Source organism: Bacillus sp. GB_SG_008 (genome assembly GCF_052038115.1).
Classification (GTDB): Bacteria; Bacillota; Bacilli; order Bacillales; family Bacillaceae_G; genus Bacillus_A; species Bacillus_A rhizoplanae.
This window is the reverse complement of sequence record NZ_JBPZSK010000005.1, coordinates 82,659-103,776: the sequence shown is the minus strand read 5'-3', so window position 1 is coordinate 103,776 and position 21,118 is coordinate 82,659. Positions and strand designations below refer to the sequence as shown.

Genomic DNA, 21,118 nt, shown 5'->3' with positions numbered 1-21,118 from the left:
ACTAAAACCTTTTCAATAAGACAAGATTGTATTCGACATTTTTTATATATAAGTACGCACTTGTTTGAGAGGATTTAACCATCCGTATTGTTTACTCTCATAATCCATCGCAAGAAATGTTAATTCACATTTTCTAAGCACTTCAAAAATAGCTGTTTCCATTTCAACATTTTCAGAAGTATGCATTCGAATATACTGCGGCTTAATACTCACTTCCCCGTACACATTTCCATTAGATATAATATGCGTATGCTCATTTCTTTCATATTTCCCGTATGTTCGCAGTGCCTGTTCCATTTTATGATGTAATTTCATTACTTGTAAGGGCAATGTAATATACTTCATTTGTTTATACAACACTTTCTTTTCTGAAAGGGAACGAGACTGTGCAAAGCGAGCAAACAAATCAAACAATAAAAACTCACGACCGAAATACGACTTCGTAACATCTTCTTGAATTAAGTACAGTTCATACGTTCTCATATTTTCCCTCCCGCATTGGACAACTTTATTTCTTTTCATTATATAGAAACAAATATGCAATGATTGTCTGACTGCGGAGAAAGAAAAAACTTTTTCTGTCGAATAAATTGAAACTTCGATCAGTAAGAGATTTTCTTCATCCCCTACTTATGGAAAACTCTCCCTAATCAAGGTCTTACTGCCCCCAAAGTAGCGGTATAAATCTTTTTACATAGAAAAATCCCTCCATGCCGGAGAGATTTTTCCAAAATCATTAAAGCATTTCTTTTACTTTGCGAACAACGTTTTCTACAGTGAATCCGTATTCTTCCATAATCTTTTCACCAGGAGCAGAAGCACCGAATGTATCGATACCTAGTACATCTCCTTCAAGACCAACGTAACGATGCCATCCGAATGTAGCACCCATTTCAATTGCAAAACGTTTTGTTACTGCTTTTGGTAATACAGATTCTTTATATTCAGCAGATTGTGCTTCAAAGCGGTCCATAGACGGCATGCTGACAACAGCTGCGTCAACACCGTCTTGTGCTAATGCTGTTTGCGCTTCAATTGCTAAGCTTACTTCAGATCCAGTTGCAAGTAAAATTACATCAGCAGTTTCTTTTTTGCTTGCAGAAACTACGTATGCACCTTTCGCAACTTTTTCATACGTATCGTCTTTAGCACCTTCTAATGTTGGAAGATCTTGACGAGTTAAGATTAATGCTGTTGGTGTTTTTGTAGATTCTAACGCTAACTTCCAAGCTGCAACAGATTCGTTACCATCAGCAGGACGAATAACAGATACGTTTGGCATTGCACGAAGAGCTGCAAGCTGTTCAACTGGCTCATGCGTTGGTCCATCTTCTCCAACTGCGATACTATCATGTGTGAACACATATGTTACTGGCAGTTGCATTAACGCAGCAAGACGAATTGCTGGACGTAAGTAGTCAGAGAATACGAAGAACGTACCACCGTAAGTTTTTAAACCGCCATGAAGTGCAATACCGTTCATTGCTGCACCCATTGCAAACTCACGTACACCGTACCAAATATTTTTACCGCTGTAGTCTTCTCTTGTGAAGTCTTTTTCTTTGTTCATGTATGTTTTGTTAGAACCAGCAAGGTCTGCAGATCCACCAAAGAATGATGGTACAGATTCAGCAATTGCATTAATAATTTGTCCTGAAGATGAACGAGTTGCTGTTTTTGAACCAAGTTCGTATGTTGGTAAGTTCTTATCCCAACCTTCTGGAAGAAGACCTTTCATTGCTGTTTGCAGTTCAGCTGCTAATTCTGGATATGCTTTTGCATAATCATCAAGCATTGTGTTCCACTCAGCTTCTGCTGTTTGTCCAGCATCTTGTACTGTTTTACGGAAGTTCTCATATACTTCTTCTGGTACATGGAAATCTTGTTCAAATGCCCAAGCATATGTTTCTTTTGTTAATTTCGTTTCTTCTACACCTAGTGGAGAACCATGTGAAGCTGATTTTCCAGATTTGTTTGGTGAACCGAATCCGATTGTTGTTCTTACTTCGATTAATGTTGGACGTTTTTCGTCAGACCTTGCTTCTTCAAGCGCTTTCGTAATTGCTCCGATATCGTTCCCATCTTCAACACGAATTACTTGCCAACCGTATGCTTTATAACGATCCTCTACACTTTCAGAGAAAGAACGATTTAAATCGCCATCTAATGAAATATCGTTAGAATCATATAACACAACAAGACGGCCTAATCCTAAATGAGCCGCTAATGAAGATGCTTCAGCAGAAACGCCTTCCATTAAGTCTCCATCACCGCAAATTGCGTATGTATAGTGGTTAACAACGTTATACTCATCACGATTGTACTTCGCTGCTAAATGTCTTTCAGCCATTGCCATACCAACAGCTGTTGCAATACCTTGTCCAAGTGGACCTGTTGTTGCGTCTACACCTGGTGTATGACCGAACTCAGGATGACCTGGTGTTTTGCTTCCCCATTGGCGGAAATTCTTTAAATCATCCATTGTTACATCATAACCAGATAAATGAAGTAAGCTGTATAATAACATTGAACCATGACCTGCAGATAATACGAAACGATCACGGTTAAACCACGTTGGGTTATTTGGATTATGTTTCATAAATTGCGTCCATACTGTATACGCCATTGGTGCTGCACCCATTGGCATTCCTGGGTGACCAGAGTTTGCTTTTTCAATCGCATCAATGGATAATGTGCGAATCGTGTTGATAGAAAGTTGTTCGATTGAATATGACATGCTATTCTTCCCTTCGTTTATAGTAGAAAACGTTTTCGTTTTACACATCTATATGATATCTTTCCTTGCAAGATTATACAACATGTACGGACAAATATGTTGATGTTTTTTCGGATTTGTTCAAAAAACGTACTAAAATTCACAATGTATATTTGCTATACTCTTATGTCCAAACCTTTCTTAAACCCTTGGATTCTTTATTGCTTGTCACTAATCAATAATTACATACAACCCCTCATTATCTTTAAACATTGCATCCGAAATGATACACATATTTTTTCCCGCATTTTTTATTTATGAATTAAAATATCGTATTTTGATTACAATTGATAACCACACTACATCTCCTAATATAAAAACCAACTTTTTCTTATCTCGTAAACAAAAGGTCCTATTCTCCCAAATGGAGAATAGGACCTTTAAAATTGTATACATACATTTTACTTCTTATTACGATCTGCATACACTGCCATCGCATCACGCATAAACTCAGCCAAACCTTCACCGAATTGGTCAATATTTTTTGTAAAACGTTCATCATCTACATACATTTGCCCTAGACCTTTAAATGCATCCAATGAATAATGACCAAAGTTCTGCAAATAATCATACCATTCTTTAATTGCTTTTTGGGCCTGCTCTGATTCAGGTAAGTCATTACGAAGTGCCGCGAGTTTCCTATAGATTGCATTATATTCTTCTTGTTTTTCTCTCGTCATGTTTGCTGCTGTTTTATTTGCCTTGTCAACAGCTTCATTTCCCCATTTTTCACGTGCTTCTTGCTCATATGGGTTTTGACTAAAATCAAAGCCTTCAAATTTTTCTTTGTTCGTCATTTGAATTTCTCCTCTCGTATGTTGAATCGTCTTATCAATCGTTGCAATCACTTTATCGAGTCTAAAGCGCTTCTCAAGCAGCATTTTACGATGCAAAACGAGTGCCTCTTCTCGATTAAATGAAGGATCATTGATAATTTCTTTAATTTTCTTTAAAGGGAAGCCAAGTTCTTTAAAAACCAGGATTTGTTGCAATGTCTCCAAATTATCGTTGGAATAAAGGCGATAACCAGATTCGGTCGTCTCCTCAGGAGTTAATAACCCAATTTCATCATAGTGATGTAGTGTGCGCACACTAATACCAACTAAATCTGCTACTTCTTTTACTTTCATTGTCATCATTTTGCCCTCCCTTAGTACATACGATAAAGTATGACGTAACGTTAGAGTCAACACAAAAAGATAAAAAATATAAAAAACGTTTTCTATTCAGTTATTAACCCAAAATAGAAGACGTTTTTCAAGTAGGATACAAATGATTTATACAATCTATTTGCGAATTGAATTAAGAATGAAATCAATAATAGCCATAAATATTTTATTAAAATTATTTGTTATGATTTATCATAAGATAACAATAAAGAAGGTTGATACTATTGAATCTGAATCATGTAGTAAATATAACTATCTTACTAACAAGTGATGTACATGGTACGGTTTACCCTATTCACTATCAAAATAACGAAAAAGCAGAATTCGGATTAGCAAAACTTACAACACGTATTGCGCAAGAACGTACCCAAAATGAACATGTAATCTTGATCGATAACGGTGATTTCATTCAAGGAACTCCGTTTACTTATTACTACGCCAAATATATGCAGCATGAAGAACACCCAATGTCTATCATCGCCAATCATATCGGCTATGATGCAGCAATTATCGGCAATCATGAATTCAACTATGGAATGGACATATTAAACAAAGCAATTACAAATGCAAAAATGCCCTACCTAGCTGCTAATATTTTAGATAAAAAAACAATGGAGCCTTACTTTGGAAAACCCTATATCATTAAACATATACATCCTGATATAAAAGTTGCGATACTAGGGGTTACAACTCACTACATCCCAAACTGGGAACAACCACAACATATTGAAAATTTAACTTTTGAAGATGCATTAAAATCAACAAAAAAGTGGATTTCTTATATTCGTAAACAGGAACAACCTCATTTACTTATTGTGTCATATCACGGAGGGTTTGAACGAGATTTGCAAACTGGAGAGCCAACAGAAGTTTTAACTGGTGAAAATCAAGGATATGCAATATGTCAAGAAGTAGAAGGAATCGATGTATTGTTAACAGGACACCAACATCGCTATATTGCTCATACAAAAATAAATGGAGTAACCGTCTTACAGGCGGGCAGCAATGGGAAATCATTAGGAAAAGTACACGTCTCCTTAAAAAAGGATAATACCGAGTGGATTGTTGAGGAATGTTATTCTGAATTGTTATCTGCGGAAAATGTTCCAGCAGACGAAATGGTACTTTCACTGGCATCTACATATGAAAATCAAACTCAGCGTTGGTTAGATCAACCTATTGGTACTATTATTGGTGATATGCTGATTCGCAATGCGATGCAAACTCGTTTGCAAGATCATCCCTTCATCGAATTTATAAATAAAGTACAGATGGATGTAGCTGGAGTGAATATTTCTTGTACAAGCTTGTTTCATAATGAATCTTCCGGCTTTCCAAACCGCATTACAATGAGAGATATTGTTTCGAATTATATTTATCCCAATACCCTAAAGGTCATTCGTGTTACAGGAAAAGATATAAAAGAGGCCCTTGAACTATCTGCCGAATATTTCTCGTTAGATACAGATGGAAATATCATTGTAAACCCTGCATATATCAAACCAAAACCGCAGCATTATAATTACGATATGTGGGAAGGAATTTCATACATATTAAACATTTCAAAACCAGTTGGGGAAAGAGTCGTTTCCCTACAATATGAAGGGTCTCCTATTCACTTGCATCAAGAGTATGACGTTGTCATGAACAATTATCGTGCAAGTGGTGGCGGAAATTACGTAATGTATCAAAATAAGCCCATTATAAAAGATATACCAATTGATATGTCTGAGCTCATTGCAAATTACATATTAGAACGAAAAACAATCGAAGCGATGACTAATCATAATTGGAAAGTTGTTAAATAATGAATTTTCCTATCAAACTTAAAAAAGATGGGCTGCGCCCATCTTTTAATTTAACTTTGCTTTATTTTGTTTTTTTAATTCTTTTAACTTTTTCGGCGTAACGTCTTTACCGTCTTCGTTAACAACTTTGATTGATTTCAATTCGTTTAACATGTTTTGACGAAAACCTTTTAAATATTGTTCACGGAGCGATTGACGCTCACGTTGCTCTTCTTCCGTTAAACCTTCTGCTTTTGCTTTTTTCGCTAAGAAATTAATGCGTTCAATGAGTTCGTGACTTAGCATCTCGAATCCCCTTTCTACTAAAAACTGATTATTATCATACAATAGTTACTCTTGTTTATCAAGCAATTGCTTCGTATACTCTACATACCGGCGATGTACAGTCGCTTTTGATACTTCATGACCAAAACCACGAAGCGTTGCTGCAATTTCTTCAAATGTTAATTCATTGCGGCGCAGACGAACAATCTCTTCGATAGGTACTTCTTTTTTCTCCCGCCCTGTGCTTAAATGACGATTCTTTAAGTTTTTCTCTGGACGAAATCCATTTTCTACAGCTCGCTTCATTCCACGTTTAATCTTTAAATTATGAATCTTTCTCTGGTATTCTTCTACTATACCAATAATATCAAGTACCATTGAATCTGCGTCAGAAAGCTGCAATTCGCCATTATGTGCATGTGTATATACTTTTACTCCTTCTTTGTGTAAACAATGCATTAAGGCAATTTTCGCATTCCCTCTCCCAAGACGTGTTTCATCTTGGATGAGAAGCACATCAACTTGTTCATCACGAATAGTATCTAACACTTCCAAAATACCATCTCGTTCTATGCTATATCCGCTCGCTTTCTCTTCTACTACTCTTACGATATTCATTTGATACCGCTTAGCTAAATGCAATAATTCATCTTTTTGGCGTGCTAATGATGTTTCCTGCGCTTCTTTCGTCGTGCTCACACGTGCATAAATAATCGCATTCATTTCATACCCTCTTCTCTATCTCACTTTTCACATCATAGTGTATCACAAACTAAGCATTCGTTCGAACTTATGTTTGTAGAATGTTTTTTCACATGTTATAATACAAGTAAGAAAATTTAAAGAAAACGAGGTGTGAAAAACATGGAGAAGTTAACGAAACGACAGCAAGACATTCTCGACTTCATTAAACAAAAAGTACAAGAAAAAGGTTATCCGCCTTCCGTACGTGAAATCGGTCAAGCAGTCGGTCTTGCTTCTAGCTCTACTGTGCACGGACATTTATCTCGCTTAGAGGAAAAAGGATACATTCGCCGCGATCCAACAAAACCGAGAGCCATTGAAATTTTAGGAAACGATAACATCGAAACGGATACACAACCAGTCGTTCACGTACCGATTGTCGGGAAAGTTACAGCTGGTTCACCAATTACAGCAGTTGAAAGTGTAGAAGAACATTTCCCACTTCCGGCAAACCTCGTTTCAGGCTCAGATCAAGTATTTATGTTACGCATTTCCGGAGATAGTATGATTGAAGCCGGTATTTTTGACGGAGACTTAGTTGTTGTTCGCCAACAGCAATCTGCTTACAATGGTGAGATCGTTGTCGCTTTAACAGAGGACAATGAAGCTACGGTAAAACGTTTTTACAAAGAAAAAGATCATTTCCGTTTGCAGCCAGAAAACTCTTCTTTAGAGCCTATCATTTTAGATAACGTTTCTGTTATCGGAAAAGTAATTGGTGTCTATCGTCATTTACACTAAAAACAGACCAGCTGAGCTGGTCTGTTTTTAATTCGTCTTGATTTTTACATTTCCTGCTGCTGTTTCCCCGCTAATCTGTACCTTTCCGTTCCCTAATGTAATTTCTTTATTTTCTTTCCCGAAAATCTTTACATCTCCTGCATGAGAAGAGCCCTTTACAACGGCATCTTTCGGTACTTCCTGTAGCTGAATATTGATATCTCCTGCTGCTGACTCCGCTTCAATACTATATTGCGGGTTATGCTGCGTTACCTCTATATTTCCTGCTGTTGCTTCTGCAAGTACTTTTCCTTCTACTTTATGCAAAACAATATCCCCCGCGCTAGATGAAGTATTCACGTTATTCGATTTTATTTGCTTCATTTCTACTTCACCTGCTGCTGTATGTGCGGATACATTTTCACTTTGAATGTCTCGCACTTGAATATTTCCCGCCTCTGTCTCTATTTCAATTTGATTGTATACGCGTTCAGGTACAACGACTATTAAACTTTCACCTTTGAAACCAAATGAAAAAAAAGAAAAATCAAATATATGTTTCTTTTTTGTTTTCACTTCCACTTGTAGCGTTTCGCCCTTCTCATTTACGTCTAACTTTCGTTTTTCCTGATTACCATTATACCGAACTTCAAATGAATCAGTCTTTCCTTTTTCAATCACAACATCTCCTACATCTGTGTCAACGTTGATATTTTTAATTTGATCATTTTTAAATTGTTTCTGTTCCAATTTCTTTGTTTCCGCTGACCCAGTCACAGATTTCATAAAAAAAGCTGATCCTGCAAAAAATAAACCAATTCCTCCAATCACAATACAAACAAGTGCTATGAATACAATTTTCCTCATTTTATCTACTCCCCTTTAATTACTTTTAAATTCCAATTGGCGTATTTGACAAAAAGCGTTTTAAACCAAACTGTACAATAATAAGCACCAATCCCTAAAAGTAAACCAATACCGAAGAGTAGAATAGAAACGAATACATCAGATAAAATAAAAATTTGAGCAAAAATAATTTTTGTTAACACAAGTAAAGGTGATAAAACAAATACAGCACTAACTGTCCAAAGTGTGAAAATAAGACTTCCGATTGTTAATAACGGGGCTAATACAACAACTAAATTTAAAAAACTGAGTCCAATGATTGCCACAATCGCTCTTGCTACATTAGAAAAAGTTGGATTATGCTTCACCTGCTCTAAGCGATGAGACGCTAACGTTTCCTTAGCAATTGTTTTAGGCGAACCGAGCGCTTTTATAATTTCCGCTTCTGTTTTCCCTTCTTCTATTCCAAATCGAAAATGTTCCTCGTAATCATACAAAATTTCGTTCCGTTCTTCTTCTGGCAATCTTCTAAGGTGTTCTGATAATTCATGAAAAAATTGTTCTTTAGTCATTCGCTACACCTCTTCAATAATTTCTTGTACTCCCCTTGCAAAATCACGCCATTCTGTCACAAGCGTATAGAGTTGCTCTGCACCTTGATCTGTTAACTGATAATATTTCCGCGGAGGCCCTTCCGATGATTCTTTTAAATATGTCTGAAAGTACCCTTCCTTCGTCAGACGACGTAACAATGGGTACACTGATCCTTCTGATATTAAAAACTTATTTGAAATTTGCTGAACTAATTCATAGCCATAGCAATCTCGTTTCCTTACAAGCGCAAGAACGCAAAGCTCCAATACACCTTTTTTAAATTGAACGTTCAAAGGCAATCCTCCTTCCCAATTCAGTACTATTCAATACAAGGTACTTAATTAACCATAATATACCATTCAGTACTGAATATTACAAGGTACTATTCCAATTTTTATAAAATAAAGTAAAAATTAGGTAGTTGAGGGGTTCTTTATCTCTCCCGCCCCATTGAGATATAAATCTTATCACCCATAAATATGGGTGAAAAACAAACTACTCACACTTTTTTCTTCCCTAACCAAACTGTAATTATTGGCATATAAAAGTTTTAGAGAGATTTCTATCTTTTCTAAGGAGGTATTTCAATCATGTATTCTTTTTATCCACCCAAAGTAATATTTCCCTTTCAGGGCACTCCCTACAATCATATTTCGCCTTGTGTTCTTCCTTCAATGGTTTCATATTCATCAATTCATAACCCATCTTATCCTTTAGATTATATGAAATCAGTTCCTGTTTCATCACAAGCCCCGTTTCCTTTTCAGATTCAATCCAAAGAAGCAGCAACGAGAGGATCATGGACTCCTTTTCCTTGGGTTGAAGAATATGCATACGCTTTTGCAGGACCTTATAATAAATCCGAAGTTGCTCTCACATTTGATGACGGTCCCGATCTCCTATATACTCCACAAGTATTAGATAAGTTAAAAAAATATGGTGTAAAAGCTACATTTTTTTTGCTAGGTGAAAATGCCGAAAGATATCCTGAAGTTGTAAAACGAATTGTTAACGAGGGACACATCGTGGGGAATCATACTTATAACCACCCTAACTTGGCAAAAATAAGTGATGAGCAATATCATGAACAAATTTTAAAAACAGAAAACATATTACAAAAACTAATAGGATATTCTCCGAAACTATTCCGTCCGCCTTATGGCATTATAAATGAAGATCAAGTTAAGTGGGCTACTGAACAAAACTTTATGATTATTCAATGGAGTGTCGATACATTAGATTGGAAAGGGTTAAACGCTGAGGTAATTACTAACACAGTATTAGGAAATACCTTCCCTGGAAGTATTCTCTTGCAACACTCTGCACCAGGTGGGAAACTACAAGGTTCTGTAAATGCCCTTGATCAATTTATTCCTGACCTTACATCTAAAGGTGCACGCTTTGTGACTCTTCCAAAAATGTTTAATACTTCAAAACAAAGAAAATAAAATTTCTATTTAAAAAGGACCGTCTTTGACGATCCTTTTAAACTACATCTCCCGTTACTAACATAGGACTTTTTTGAAGGCTATCGGAACGCAGGCTATACGCAACTACTTTCTTCTTGTTCTGTTTGAACACATCAACGTGATCGTTGTAACTGTATATAGAAAACCTAACGTCTTTTTTGCCCCTCTTAGTATCAATGACCAATGGAGTACCGCTGCTCTGTGGAGGAAAATAATATTTCTCTAAAAATAACGCTTCGTTAAAATGATTAATAACTTGAATTTTATCTTCACCTTCTAAGCATTTTCCGTCGATGGTTACGGTGACAGCAGCTTCATTAAGTTTTGGATGCAATTCAAATTTGCTGACAAACGATTCCACAACAGAGGTTGGAAGACTCGTCACTATTAATTTAATAGCAAAAAAAAGAATCAACGAAAGTATAAACCAGGTCGTCATATTTTATCATCTCCGTTACATTCTAAAATAATATTATTACATAACTCATATTTTGGATCAGCCGATAGACATATAAAAACAGGGCATAATAACACATTATTTACCAACTGCTTACAATTTCTATATTATCATAGTGCATATAGTGAATTTGTGTACATTATGTGAAACTTGTTAAAATTATGAGAAAGTATCAACGGCAAATGAGGACCCTAACTAAATCTTTCTATTTTTATAATACAGTATAAACTCACGTAGAAAAGCACTCTTTCAGGTGTCTAAAAAATATAATTTATCGTAAGCTATCGCGAATCGCTTTTAGGAGTTTCGCCACATGTTCATCAACCTAATGAAAACAGGTACCCCCAACGAGAAAATTGATATCAATTGAAGTAAATGATGAAAGTAAAATCTAAATGATTAAACTCTATTTACTTTCATAAAACTAACAAACTCGTAAAATATTTGTTAGTTCGTTCCCCTATCATTATACTTACTAACGCTACAATACTAACTTCTGCTATATACAGAAATGAAACTATCTTTTCTTCTACTATAATAAAGAACATTAAAAAAAGGACCATCCACTCTTCTCGCATCATATACAAGGCTTGTCTTATAATCTGTCCAAATACCTAGAAATGCACCAATAGTAATTGAACTACCCCCACCTACCGCTTCGCGCTTGAGGTGGGGGTCTTCTCGCCAGATATGATAAAACATCAATTCACCAAGAAATTTTTTCAACCTTCAGCACACCATTTTTTGCAACCAAAAACCCCCTAATACCTAATGTATCAAGGGGTTGAAACTCTTAGTAAAGAGTCATATATTGATCGCGTTCCCATTGGTGAACCTGTGTTCTGAACGTATCCCACTCAATTTCTTTTGCTTCGATGAAATGCTCAAGTAAATGATCACCTAACGCACCGCAAATGATTTCATTTGATTTTAATTCATTTTGTGCTTGTGCTAATGTAGCTGGTAAATCCATGATACCTGCTTTTTCACGTTCTTTTGGTGTCATCACATAAGTGTTGCGATCTACTGCAGGTGGTACCGCTAGTGTATTTTTAATTCCGTCAAGACCTGCTGCTAATAATCACCTTCACTTCTTCCTATCTTTAGACACTCATTTCTGTCTGAGTTCCTAACAGTTTACTAAACATACCTCTTTTTTCTTTTGCCAATTGGATAAAGGCTCCTTTTTGAACGATTTCTCCCCCATCTAATACAATCACCTGATCGGCATTTCGAATCGTTGATAAACGGTGAGCAATAACGATAATGGTCATTGTTCCCTTTAACCTTTCTAGTGCAGCTTGAATTTTCGCTTCATTTTCCGTATCTAACGCACTTGTTGCCTCATCCAAAACGAGAATTGAAGGTTTTCGTAAAATAGCCCTAGCTAGTACGAGTCGCTGTCGTTCCCCTCCAGAAAGTCGAACTCCGCGGTCTCCAATGAATGTATCAAGCCCTTGCGGAAGCCTCCTTACAAATTCAGCTGCTGCTGAAAATTCCAGCGCCTCCCAAATTTGTTCTTCGCTTGCATCCGGTTCAATCATTAACAAATTTTCTCTTATACTTGCATTAAATAGAAATGGATCCTGCGGTACATAGCTAATGGACCTTCTTAATGACAATAAATTATCACTTGTGAGAGGAGTACTATCTATTAATACTTGTCCTTTTTCCGGCTGCATGAGTCCCATTAAAATATCAATCAATGTACTTTTTCCAGCACCCGAACGTCCGACTATAGCTGTCATACATTTAGATGGAATTTGTAAGTTAACATTTTGAAGAGCATATAAGGATTCTTTTTGATTGTAACGGAAATATACGTTCCGACATTCAATCCCTTTTTCTATAGACATTGGTTTTACATGTTTATAACGTTGTTCTATATCTTGCAATTCCGCTGCTTTCTTGCATTCCTCCTGCAATTCTATTAAAGACTTAAAAGCGGGAATACTTGCAGCTAGTTGTTCCAGGTTGGATTGAATGCTTGTAAATCTTGGCCATAGTCTAGAGAAAATAAGAATGATTAACAATAATTGCTCTGATTGGGCGTGAAACAACGTCACAGATAAAAAAATAAAAACTACAATTAGAACAGCCAATGAAATTTTATAAAAAAGCTGAGAAGCTGACCTTATTTTCATGTATTCAATTTGTTCGTCAGTCATTTTTCTCGTTAAGGAGCGAAACCATATTAACTGTGACCCTTCTAAAGTATTACTTTTTATATCTTTAATCCCATTAAAATGGTCTGTTATACCCGAAAGATAACTTTGCGCTAACTCAGATGTTTTGCTCCCTAGTATTCTGGCTTTTTTAATGAAAATACGAGAAACGATTGAAAAGAACAAACCACAAAATAAAACAAATATAGTTATTTGAATAGATAACCAGAAAGCAATGCAAATCTGTATGAAGGTAAAAACGATAGAAGCTAAAAACTGCAAAACAAGATTAATCCCATAGCTGACACGTGCTAATTCTGAAGTTAATGTGTTTATAAGATCAGTTTTCCTTTTTTCTAGAAAAAAACTCCACTTCACCTGCAAAATAGCACTATAAATATCCAATCTTAACTGCCGAGTAAAGCCTTGTTGAATTTTCACATCCCGAATGGTTAAATTTCTTTGTAAAAGGTTTTGACTAACGACTACTAAAATGTATATACCTAAAATAAAAGATAAACTAGTTGCTTTAGGAGCTTCCTGCAAAAATTTAAAAATAAACGAAATGGGAGAATCCTCTCCCCCCATATTGACAATTCCACTCATACTTATCATAGGAATTAATAAAAGAAGCCCTATACCTTCAAGCAAACTAATCAAAACCATTCCAAAAAGATTTACATAAAGAATTCTTCCTGAAAAAGAATGCAATTGCTTCATAAAATATAAAATATGTTTCATTTTTATCCCCCCTTATGTTAAAGCGTGTTTCCTTGTTTTCCTCCAGAAGCATAAAAAAGGACGTAAAGGAAAATACAAAAAGTGAAGGGGTTTAGGTAGTGGTAACGTTTTAGCGTCAATGGGATAAGGATAAAGATAACTCATAATAAATAAAAACTTTTGTCGATTTGACATTAATGAAAATAAATGTCGACTGTGATACGCAGCTACTTCATCTGGAACAGGATCTGTATGCAGATTTATCATTTGTTTAATATAAAATAGCGCATCTTGCGCCAATTGTCTTGACCTTCTCTGATTTGTCAACATTTTCATTTCTTCCGTAATTCTTGTATCTAAGAGCTCCGCAGCAAGAACTAGTGCTTGTCCTCCTACATGCCCGCATTGATATTTTTTAAATAGTTCGTTAATTTTTTTCCAATTGAGCTCTTGCTTCACCATTTGGTTTATATCTACTAACCAACGCAGTCTTGACCATCCATGACGTGCACCATGAGAAACAAGAAATAGAAACAAGTCCTCACTTCCTAATAAGTACACAGGATAACTCGTAAGTGTGCTCTTTCGTTTTTGTTCCCACAATTCCTCAAAACTTGGTTCCTTTCCAGGACCAGGGTTTAACCTCCAATGAATTTCAAGTTTAATTTGCTTTTGAGGATGGAAAAATGTTATATGATGATGCCTCCATTTCCAATCATTTAATATCGTTTGAATATACTCATCTTTCACGTAACCCTGCTCTAAAAGAAGGCTTTCTGCTTCTTCTAGCTTATGAATAGGAATCAGAATATCCAAATCACAGGATGTCCGCAAAGAGATATCTCCATACAGATCATAAGCAAGCACTGGTCCTTTTAAAAAAAGGGTACGAATCTCATTTTCGGTAAACAGTTTACTTACTTGTTCCATTTCAGCACTTAAATGCAGCATTTGAAACGTATTTTTTTTAAACCATCGATACAGAGTTTGAACAACATGTGAAGGAATCAATTTTTCATCTATCTTTTTCACCTTTGAATAAATCAATGAATAGACGCGATGATGCATTACTAGTTCAAGAAATTTATTCCAATCAATGTCTATAAACCATTTATTGCTGTTCACTGGCATGACATCGTCATCTTTCAATTTCAAAACCTCAAGCAAGAATTTTAATTCCTTAGACATAAATTCCACATCGATACTAAAATCATTACTCATTGTATTCTCCTTTAGTAGTTTCCTCGCTTATCCTCTTTGCAAATTTTCCAACGACAGTAAATTTCTCCATTCCTTCCGATCCAGTAACATAAAAAGGACCGCTACGTAACCAGGCATGCGCAATCAATTTTCCATTATCATCCTTAGCGGTTCCTAAATAAAGAGTACTTTCAATTTGACGTTTCTCGAGCATCTTCATCCCAGCTATCGCCTTAACAAGGCATTGGCTTTCCCAAAACGTATAACGGCTCATAATATGTATGGCATGAGACACATTCTTTAATACCTCTCTGTGTAACTGAATGTGAGTAAAAGGTGTTTCATTCATGTGATCGCCTAAAGAAGGTGCAACTTTAGAAAATGGTATACTTTTAAGAAAACGAGCCCACCCTAAAAAAATAAAAGCCTCTAAAAATAAAAGCTTTGTTTTCGTATTCAACGATAAAAATATTCTTAACTTTTTCACAATGTTCATGAATCCCTTCCTAACAAATCTAGTAAAAAGATATAAAACTAATCTTCAATATGAATTAAATTCTCTTTGAATAAAAGTTCTAAAAAGGAAAGAACTTGTTCTTCACACTCTATTCGTTCTACATTATAATTGGATATTAACGTAGTAACCAAACGAGCAACCGTGATTGGCTCTTCAATAAGATCCCATATTTCTCCTCCCATTTCACCCAAATTGTAGTACTTTCCTTTTTGAACATTCAACATTACTTTTTCTCCATCCATATCGCTTACGATGTTTCCTTTACTTTGTACAACCTGGCACTCTAAGGAAATCTTTTGAGCATTAATCATCTATATTCCTCCTTTATTTAAAGAACTTAAAATGAGAGACACAAGTTCGTGAGCTGTAAACCTTGAAGTCGGACGTTGTAATTGGAACATATCAATTTTATTTACCATATTTGCAGAATTTGCAAAATGCCATTCCATCAATCCTAAACGTGGGATTAAAAAGTTACGAAATGTATGCCGAAATAAGGTGTACAAACGCTCAAGTCCTTCAGTTCGAAGAATTTTAATGCTTTCATTCTCCGTTTTAACTAGTTCAATCACACCTGCAAGAGGTAGTGGATCAGCAAAAAATTGGGAAGATACAGGTACAGCATACTTCGTTTCTCTTTCAAACAACGGACGATAGTGTGTTGTTTCCATTCCAAATTCATTTAAGCTTTCCTGCCATAACTTTTGCTGCGGATAAGACGGCATAACAAATGGAGAATTTTCATATGAAAGGGACACAGCAATCACATCATCACTTAAAAGTTGATATCCTTTACACAAAAATGCTGAAGCAAGAGTTGATTTTCCAGCCCCTGAATCACCTACCAAAGCATAAGCCTTTCCATCAATGGCTATCGCGCTTCCATGTAATGGGAGTATTTTTCTCTGCATTAATAACGCTCCCATACAAGTTCCAAGAATATAAAGCCGTATTTTATCTTCTTCCGCCCCCAGTATAGGTGAAAAAATAATTTTTTTTCCTTCTTGTATAGAAAATATAGCAGTATGAGGGACCTGAAACATCACTACATTTTCTTCAACAACAAACCTTTGTTGTTGCTCTGCAGTATATTTACGCCATTGTCCAGATAAATCGGCAATTTCAATTGTGATATCTGCCATATCCTTCTGTTCACTCATTTGAGGTAATTCTGGTAGAGGAATTTCGCTTACTATTCTTAATCCGAAAGCTTTATATGCCACATTTCTTACGGTATTTATCATCATGTTCACTCCACATTTTCAACAAAGTTATTTTTAAAGCCCTTATATGGTTTCAAGCTATATAAGGGCTTTAAAATTTTTCATAATTTAGCTATACTTCACAGGATCATCAGGATCAGGCTGAACTGCGTCAGGAACCTTATGTCCAGGACCAGCCATAGTCATGTTCATATCAAGTACTTCTAGTACTGGTTTTTGCCACTCTTTTTTCATGGTATCACCCCCTTTCAAGTAAAGTTTTTTATAAACCGATGAACGATTAAACTACGCATTAAAATTCTAAAGTCTAAATCAAACGCGTATTCTGGCCGCGGTTCCTCTCGAATCTTTAAAATTGCTGCTTTAATTACTTCTACATTTAGAAATTCAGAGATTATAGGATCTGTGCTAAGCTGTTGAAGTTCCTCAATAAATTTATTCCAAGCAGGAGCCATACGATACACTCCATCTGCTCCCTGAACACCTCGAACCCGTTGGTTTAACCTAACCCTATCAGGCAGATAGTTTTTTGTTGCTCTTCGAATAAGCGCCCGATCTAAACCATTTTGGACATATTGCTCTTCCGGAACTGATAAACAAAATTGAATCATTCGTAAATCATTCGTTGGATCACGATCCCATAAAGAGTAACGTAGAGATAATTTCGTTCCATACGTCCCATTTATACTCCAATAATACAATTGCTCAAACTGTTGCTGTTTCATTTCATATGCAGTTGAAATAGAGGAACCAGTGATATCGATATCATGCTCTTTGAGTTTATCTAAAACATTCATTTTTTTTGCAAATTCTGGATTGATTATTACTGGAAAAAGGCTTTGTTCTTCAGATGAAAATACCTGATTTAAAAATGGAAATGCCTTTTTTCTTACTACTGCGAAGACTCTCGATTTTTTTACCCCTATGTTTCTACTATATAAATGCAGCTCACGGAAAAAGCGAATCCAACGCAGCCTTTTCAAAAGCATAGCTTGATAGTCTAAAACAGGGCCCCATGATACTGTCCAATTACCTCTTTGTCCACTCAGAAGTACACCTATTCCTTGCTGATGTGCTTCTTCATAAACCCCCTTTAACCAAAAAGTATTCTCAAAAAATTTATATGGCATCTCCAATGTTTCAAGCCAATCATCAACTTCTGATAAGGGACTTCTTCCTGCAAAATCCAAATAGTGATCCTTTATATTTCCTACATGCTGTACAGTCGATTGAATAAAAGGTCTTTCATCAGCTACTCTACCTTTATGTGTCCAATCTACAAAGCCATCTACCGGGACATAACTAAACGTATGTAATTTCTTATTCTCCTTGCGTAAATCTCCTGAAGCAAAGCTAACAACAGAACCTGAATCCAGTCCTCCGCTCAAATGAGCTCCTACTTGATGGTGCGTGCGTAAACGTGCCTTTACCGCACTTTGATATACCTCTCGAAATGCTTCTTCATATTCTTCATTTGACTTGAGCCGGAGCATTTCTCCAGCAACCGGTGTGTAATATCTCAAAAGCGTTACTCTGCCGTCCTTCACCGAGATAATATGCGAAGGAGGTACCTGTTCTATATGTTTATAAACTGTTAAAGAAGGATCTACCGATTCGAAATTCACTGGTATGGCTAAAAATTCAGCAAGCCATTGCTCGTTCAGGGCCTTCTCGATATATGGTAAAGTAAATAACGGCTTTATAAGCGTACAAAAAGCAAATCGTTGCTGGCCACGATAAAAATAGAGAGTCCGACTCCCAGAAAAGTCCCTTGCTCCAAATAGTTTTCGGTTTCTCTCATCCCAAATCATAAAAGCAAAATCGCCTACTAAATACTTAGGAGTTTCTTCCCCCCACTTTTGATAAGAGAGCAAGATTAATTCGCTGTCTGTCATCCTTTTTCTATCGGCATAATCCACTTGTAGCCTTTCAAATAACTCATCACGATTATCAATAATGGCATCTGCTGTGATTGCTAATTGTCTTTCGTAATCATAAAAAGGCATTTGTTCACCAATGGACTCTGGTGTAATCCATTGTGCGTGACAACCGAGGAAGACGTTATCTTTGTGCCATATTTGAACATCATCAGCAGGATATTTTTGCAAATCCTTCATTAATCTTGTACCGTGCTCAATCGATATAGGCTCATCATTAAAATGTAAAATCCCTGTTATAGCACTCATTTTTTCCTCCCGTTATGCAACAAGTAAATAAAAGCCTATTTAGATAAATAACCGTTAATATGTGGTTGAATTCCTGCATTGTGTTACGTTATTTTTGTTCTTTTTAAAGAACTTAAGTTTTTTCTTCAGTAAATTACCAATTAAATGCTACGAATTAATATTACTATCTACTTTTTATTATATAGTTATTTTGTTCTATAAAAAGAACTTATATAAGATAAAATTATCACTTTACCTTTTCTAAGTCAATTAATAAACGGAATTTTTAGATAATATTTTCTCAAGTATTAAGTTCATTATAGTGAACTTTCTATTTGCTCCATATCCTCAATCTTGTCCGTAAGTCAAGATATTTTTTACAACCCCTCGGCAAACTAGGGAAGGTTAAGACAATACCTCCCCATAATTGAGCTATGAAACCTTGGGAATTCAGTTGAAATTTCTTTTTTTTAATGAAAACTAACTTCCCTATTAATTGAGATTTTTTTATAGGGGAGTCAACGGAAATATTCGTATCTCCCTTACATACATAGTAAAGCACACCCTTTTCAACAAAATTATCGTAATATCTGTGCCCTATTAACTGTCCTTGATTCGATACAAATAGTAGAACTTCACCTTTTTTTACTTCCTTACTCCCTAAAGGGATAAACCTACAAATATCCCCCTCTTTAATCAGAGGATACATGCTGACTCCAGAGGAAGGAATATCAACCCACCCTTGCTTTTGAAGCAAATATTTTATACCTGAAACTGGAAGGCTATGCTCTTTCATCCTGGATTAAACCTATCCCTTTTAATTCTTCTAGAAAAACCAATGCATCTGATCTTGCTGTATTTAAATCAACATCGTAGTTATCTGCAATATTACAAATGATGTCTTCAAGCTCTCTTTGTCCTCTTACTTCCTCTAGAATATAAGCACCGATAGCATTTACTTTTGTTACCGTAAAATTTTCTGTATCCATGACAATCCACTCATTATCAATTTCTACAATATTTATGTTTTTTGTACATTCGTATTTTAGATTCATGATATCATCTCCCAAAAGCTATCATTTTTTTGAAAATACATATTGTAAACTGGAATTTTTTCTACTAATTGTTTACACATATCCAATAGTTTTGCTGTTTCTAAAGAGTCATGGTGCCAATAAAAAATTTTATCCATTATTCCTAACATAGCGTCTGACTTTTTCACTGGTAAAGCTTTCACATCCAACGATTGAATTAGAAGATAAATTGACGAAAGATGACAAGATTGATGAACATAAGATGTCGTTAATTCACTTCGAAATGGAGAATCAAACACTTTAATTTCATTCTCATTTATTTTCACAATAGTGGCTTCGTCAGATAAAAGCGGTCTAGGGGCTGATAACTTAGCAACTGTCGATTTACCTGCTCCCGATTGACCACTAAATAGATAAGCTTTTCCTTGATGATCCACACAAGATGAATGAATTAACAGTCCCCAACGATTATGGACGATAAAAGCGCTATATAGATTATGTAAAGCGTGTTTTAAAGCTAGTTCATCATAAACTGAAATCGTTGCTTCATTATATACACTGTTAACATCTATGACATAATCAGCACGTCGGTACGTAATCTTGTCTGAACCGGAACAGATTTCTACATGATAATCCACAAAAGGAACTCCATAATTGTCTTCAATACGAATAGATAAATTTGGTGAGTTAATTTTTGCAACATGATTTCCTTCAGCAATTTGAAAATGTGTTTTTATCCAATCCATTAACTTTTCAGATGTAGAATAGATTGAAACTATATGTTCTCCTATTTGAACTAATATATTTTCCATAGCATGAACTCCTATATTTTATATTGGTTTATACGTGTGACAAAATTTTAATTCCTTTAGTAAAAACTTACATCTAATTCGTTAAGATGAACAACAAACTTTATTTTGTTCTATATAATGAATTTATTTTCATTTTAAACACCGATATTCTGTTTGTAAATATATTTTTATATGATTCAAAATAGATATAGCTACTGAAACATTCTATGCTATCCCTTACTCTTTTCAACTTAGAAACTTACAAAATTCCCATATGGTTTGTACTCTTTTTTTAGTCCCTTCATTTCTTTTTTTAATCTAGCACCACGAACAAATTCTTTATTTTGCAGTAATGAAATACAAGTATAAAGTGAAACTTCTATCAATGGGTGGTTTTTCATCCTTATTGATGAAAAGTATGACAAAGCGGTACATTCCAGTAGTATCTATTCCACA

At 35.5% G+C, this 21,118-nt stretch carries 22 protein-coding genes and 1 pseudogene; 3 read left to right on the top strand and 20 right to left on the bottom strand.

Features of this window, described 5'->3' with window-relative positions:
* Positions 1-42 precede the first annotated feature (42 nt).
* From sirA to ACTDJC_RS14310, 3 genes are all read right to left on the bottom strand, one after another.
* Complete coding sequence (sirA, locus tag ACTDJC_RS14320; RefSeq protein ID WP_440603813.1) at positions 43-483, bottom strand: sporulation inhibitor of replication protein SirA; 441 nt, start codon at positions 481-483, stop codon at positions 43-45.
* 253 nt (positions 484-736) lie between these two features.
* Positions 737-2,737: a transketolase gene (gene tkt, locus ACTDJC_RS14315; protein ID WP_440603812.1), complete on the bottom strand. Its 2,001-nt coding sequence runs from the start codon at positions 2,735-2,737 to the stop codon at positions 737-739.
* Between the two features lie 440 nt (positions 2,738-3,177).
* Positions 3,178-3,912, bottom strand: a complete 735-nt coding sequence (locus ACTDJC_RS14310; protein WP_440603811.1) for a MerR family transcriptional regulator — start codon at positions 3,910-3,912, stop codon at positions 3,178-3,180.
* Between the two features lie 257 nt (positions 3,913-4,169).
* Between ACTDJC_RS14310 and ACTDJC_RS14305 the strand changes: the two genes are divergently transcribed.
* Positions 4,170-5,753 carry a bifunctional metallophosphatase/5'-nucleotidase gene (locus tag ACTDJC_RS14305; RefSeq protein WP_440603810.1) on the top strand — a complete coding sequence of 528 codons (1,584 nt, stop codon included), beginning with the start codon at positions 4,170-4,172 and terminating at the stop codon, positions 5,751-5,753.
* Between the two features lie 45 nt (positions 5,754-5,798).
* Here ACTDJC_RS14305 and ACTDJC_RS14300 read toward each other — a convergent pair whose 3' ends face one another.
* On the bottom strand, positions 5,799-6,038 hold the full coding sequence (locus ACTDJC_RS14300) for a DUF896 domain-containing protein (RefSeq protein ID WP_098311098.1): 240 nt from the start codon (positions 6,036-6,038) through the stop codon (positions 5,799-5,801).
* Between the two features lie 45 nt (positions 6,039-6,083).
* The gene (locus tag ACTDJC_RS14295) at positions 6,084-6,740 is read right to left on the bottom strand and encodes a YneB family resolvase-like protein (protein WP_440603809.1); all 657 of its coding nucleotides are present in this window, start codon (positions 6,738-6,740) and stop codon (positions 6,084-6,086) included.
* A gap of 141 nt (positions 6,741-6,881) precedes the next feature.
* Between ACTDJC_RS14295 and lexA the strand changes: the two genes are divergently transcribed.
* Entirely contained in the window at positions 6,882-7,502 is a 621-nt protein-coding gene (gene lexA, locus ACTDJC_RS14290; protein ID WP_098311100.1) for a transcriptional repressor LexA, read from the top strand.
* 27 nt (positions 7,503-7,529) lie between these two features.
* Here the strand turns inward: lexA and ACTDJC_RS14285 are convergent, their stop codons facing one another.
* From ACTDJC_RS14285 to ACTDJC_RS14275, 3 genes are read right to left on the bottom strand one after another with little or no spacing between them, the layout of a single operon-like run.
* Positions 7,530-8,348, bottom strand: a complete 819-nt coding sequence (locus ACTDJC_RS14285) for a DUF4097 family beta strand repeat-containing protein (protein ID WP_440603808.1) — start codon at positions 8,346-8,348, stop codon at positions 7,530-7,532.
* A gap of 5 nt (positions 8,349-8,353) precedes the next feature.
* On the bottom strand, positions 8,354-8,899 hold the full coding sequence (locus ACTDJC_RS14280) for an HAAS signaling domain-containing protein (protein WP_440603807.1): 546 nt from the start codon (positions 8,897-8,899) through the stop codon (positions 8,354-8,356).
* 3 nt (positions 8,900-8,902) lie between these two features.
* Complete coding sequence (locus tag ACTDJC_RS14275; RefSeq protein WP_377884101.1) at positions 8,903-9,214, bottom strand: PadR family transcriptional regulator; 312 nt, start codon at positions 9,212-9,214, stop codon at positions 8,903-8,905.
* A gap of 297 nt (positions 9,215-9,511) precedes the next feature.
* Between ACTDJC_RS14275 and ACTDJC_RS14270 the strand changes: the two genes are divergently transcribed.
* The gene (locus ACTDJC_RS14270) at positions 9,512-10,369 is read left to right on the top strand and encodes a peptidoglycan-N-acetylglucosamine deacetylase (protein ID WP_098311104.1); all 858 of its coding nucleotides are present in this window, start codon (positions 9,512-9,514) and stop codon (positions 10,367-10,369) included.
* 37 nt (positions 10,370-10,406) lie between these two features.
* Here the strand turns inward: ACTDJC_RS14270 and ACTDJC_RS14265 are convergent, their stop codons facing one another.
* The 12 genes and pseudogenes from ACTDJC_RS14265 to ACTDJC_RS14210 all read right to left on the bottom strand — a co-directional run bounded on the left by ACTDJC_RS14265 (position 10,407) and on the right by ACTDJC_RS14210 (position 20,683).
* Positions 10,407-10,829, bottom strand: a complete 423-nt coding sequence (locus ACTDJC_RS14265; RefSeq protein ID WP_098311105.1) for a YfmQ family protein — start codon at positions 10,827-10,829, stop codon at positions 10,407-10,409.
* A gap of 811 nt (positions 10,830-11,640) precedes the next feature.
* Positions 11,641-11,928 (bottom strand): annotated as a pseudogene (locus ACTDJC_RS14260) (type I glutamate--ammonia ligase); the annotation flags it as partial.
* Between the two features lie 22 nt (positions 11,929-11,950).
* On the bottom strand, positions 11,951-13,753 hold the full coding sequence (locus ACTDJC_RS14255; protein ID WP_440603806.1) for an ABC transporter ATP-binding protein: 1,803 nt from the start codon (positions 13,751-13,753) through the stop codon (positions 11,951-11,953).
* 12 nt (positions 13,754-13,765) lie between these two features.
* A complete protein-coding gene (locus ACTDJC_RS14250) occupies positions 13,766-14,953 on the bottom strand; it encodes a nucleotidyltransferase domain-containing protein (protein WP_440603805.1) in 1,188 nt (395 codons plus the stop codon).
* The gene (locus ACTDJC_RS14245; protein ID WP_440603804.1) at positions 14,946-15,428 is read right to left on the bottom strand and encodes a lasso peptide biosynthesis B2 protein; all 483 of its coding nucleotides are present in this window, start codon (positions 15,426-15,428) and stop codon (positions 14,946-14,948) included. Before ACTDJC_RS14245 ends, ACTDJC_RS14250 begins: the two co-directional genes overlap by 8 nt.
* Positions 15,429-15,466: 38 nt before the next feature.
* A complete protein-coding gene (locus tag ACTDJC_RS14240) occupies positions 15,467-15,760 on the bottom strand; it encodes a lasso peptide biosynthesis PqqD family chaperone (RefSeq protein ID WP_230575523.1) in 294 nt (97 codons plus the stop codon).
* A complete protein-coding gene (locus ACTDJC_RS14235) occupies positions 15,761-16,693 on the bottom strand; it encodes an aldolase (RefSeq protein WP_440603803.1) in 933 nt (310 codons plus the stop codon). It abuts the gene before it with no gap.
* An 87-nt stretch (positions 16,694-16,780) separates the two neighbouring features.
* On the bottom strand, positions 16,781-16,906 hold the full coding sequence (locus ACTDJC_RS14230) for a paeninodin family lasso peptide (RefSeq protein ID WP_440603802.1): 126 nt from the start codon (positions 16,904-16,906) through the stop codon (positions 16,781-16,783).
* Between the two features lie 14 nt (positions 16,907-16,920).
* Positions 16,921-18,858 carry a lasso peptide isopeptide bond-forming cyclase gene (locus ACTDJC_RS14225; RefSeq protein ID WP_440603801.1) on the bottom strand — a complete coding sequence of 646 codons (1,938 nt, stop codon included), beginning with the start codon at positions 18,856-18,858 and terminating at the stop codon, positions 16,921-16,923.
* A gap of 310 nt (positions 18,859-19,168) precedes the next feature.
* Positions 19,169-19,633 carry a S24/S26 family peptidase gene (locus ACTDJC_RS14220; RefSeq protein WP_440603800.1) on the bottom strand — a complete coding sequence of 155 codons (465 nt, stop codon included), beginning with the start codon at positions 19,631-19,633 and terminating at the stop codon, positions 19,169-19,171.
* Positions 19,620-19,892: a PqqD family protein gene (locus ACTDJC_RS14215; RefSeq protein ID WP_230575518.1), complete on the bottom strand. Its 273-nt coding sequence runs from the start codon at positions 19,890-19,892 to the stop codon at positions 19,620-19,622. Before ACTDJC_RS14215 ends, ACTDJC_RS14220 begins: the two co-directional genes overlap by 14 nt.
* Entirely contained in the window at positions 19,889-20,683 is a 795-nt protein-coding gene (locus ACTDJC_RS14210) for a hypothetical protein (RefSeq protein ID WP_440603799.1), read from the bottom strand. The genes ACTDJC_RS14215 and ACTDJC_RS14210 overlap by 4 nt, the downstream gene beginning before the upstream one ends.
* Positions 20,684-21,118 lie beyond the last annotated feature (435 nt).

Excerpts from the sequence above, each read along its gene's own strand:
- sirA (WP_440603813.1), bottom strand. The coding sequence starts at position 483 with ATGAGAACGTATGAACTGTACTTAATTCAAGAAGATGTTACGAAGTCG.
- tkt (WP_440603812.1), bottom strand. The coding sequence starts at position 2,737 with ATGTCATATTCAATCGAACAACTTTCTATCAACACGATTCGCACATTA.
- ACTDJC_RS14310 (WP_440603811.1), bottom strand. The coding sequence starts at position 3,912 with ATGACAATGAAAGTAAAAGAAGTAGCAGATTTAGTTGGTATTAGTGTG.
- ACTDJC_RS14300 (WP_098311098.1), bottom strand. The coding sequence starts at position 6,038 with ATGCTAAGTCACGAACTCATTGAACGCATTAATTTCTTAGCGAAAAAA.
- ACTDJC_RS14295 (WP_440603809.1), bottom strand. The coding sequence starts at position 6,740 with ATGAATGCGATTATTTATGCACGTGTGAGCACGACGAAAGAAGCGCAG.
- lexA (WP_098311100.1), top strand. The coding sequence starts at position 6,882 with ATGGAGAAGTTAACGAAACGACAGCAAGACATTCTCGACTTCATTAAA.
- ACTDJC_RS14285 (WP_440603808.1), bottom strand. The coding sequence starts at position 8,348 with ATGAGGAAAATTGTATTCATAGCACTTGTTTGTATTGTGATTGGAGGA.
- ACTDJC_RS14280 (WP_440603807.1), bottom strand. The coding sequence starts at position 8,899 with ATGACTAAAGAACAATTTTTTCATGAATTATCAGAACACCTTAGAAGA.
- ACTDJC_RS14270 (WP_098311104.1), top strand. The coding sequence starts at position 9,512 with ATGTATTCTTTTTATCCACCCAAAGTAATATTTCCCTTTCAGGGCACT.
- ACTDJC_RS14265 (WP_098311105.1), bottom strand. The coding sequence starts at position 10,829 with ATGACGACCTGGTTTATACTTTCGTTGATTCTTTTTTTTGCTATTAAA.
- ACTDJC_RS14255 (WP_440603806.1), bottom strand. The coding sequence starts at position 13,753 with ATGAAACATATTTTATATTTTATGAAGCAATTGCATTCTTTTTCAGGA.
- ACTDJC_RS14250 (WP_440603805.1), bottom strand. The coding sequence starts at position 14,953 with ATGAGTAATGATTTTAGTATCGATGTGGAATTTATGTCTAAGGAATTA.
- ACTDJC_RS14245 (WP_440603804.1), bottom strand. The coding sequence starts at position 15,428 with ATGAACATTGTGAAAAAGTTAAGAATATTTTTATCGTTGAATACGAAA.
- ACTDJC_RS14240 (WP_230575523.1), bottom strand. The coding sequence starts at position 15,760 with ATGATTAATGCTCAAAAGATTTCCTTAGAGTGCCAGGTTGTACAAAGT.
- ACTDJC_RS14235 (WP_440603803.1), bottom strand. The coding sequence starts at position 16,693 with ATGATAAATACCGTAAGAAATGTGGCATATAAAGCTTTCGGATTAAGA.
- ACTDJC_RS14230 (WP_440603802.1), bottom strand. The coding sequence starts at position 16,906 with ATGAAAAAAGAGTGGCAAAAACCAGTACTAGAAGTACTTGATATGAAC.
- ACTDJC_RS14225 (WP_440603801.1), bottom strand. The coding sequence starts at position 18,858 with ATGAGTGCTATAACAGGGATTTTACATTTTAATGATGAGCCTATATCG.
- ACTDJC_RS14220 (WP_440603800.1), bottom strand. The coding sequence starts at position 19,633 with ATGAAAGAGCATAGCCTTCCAGTTTCAGGTATAAAATATTTGCTTCAA.
- ACTDJC_RS14215 (WP_230575518.1), bottom strand. The coding sequence starts at position 19,892 with ATGAATCTAAAATACGAATGTACAAAAAACATAAATATTGTAGAAATT.
- ACTDJC_RS14210 (WP_440603799.1), bottom strand. The coding sequence starts at position 20,683 with ATGGAAAATATATTAGTTCAAATAGGAGAACATATAGTTTCAATCTAT.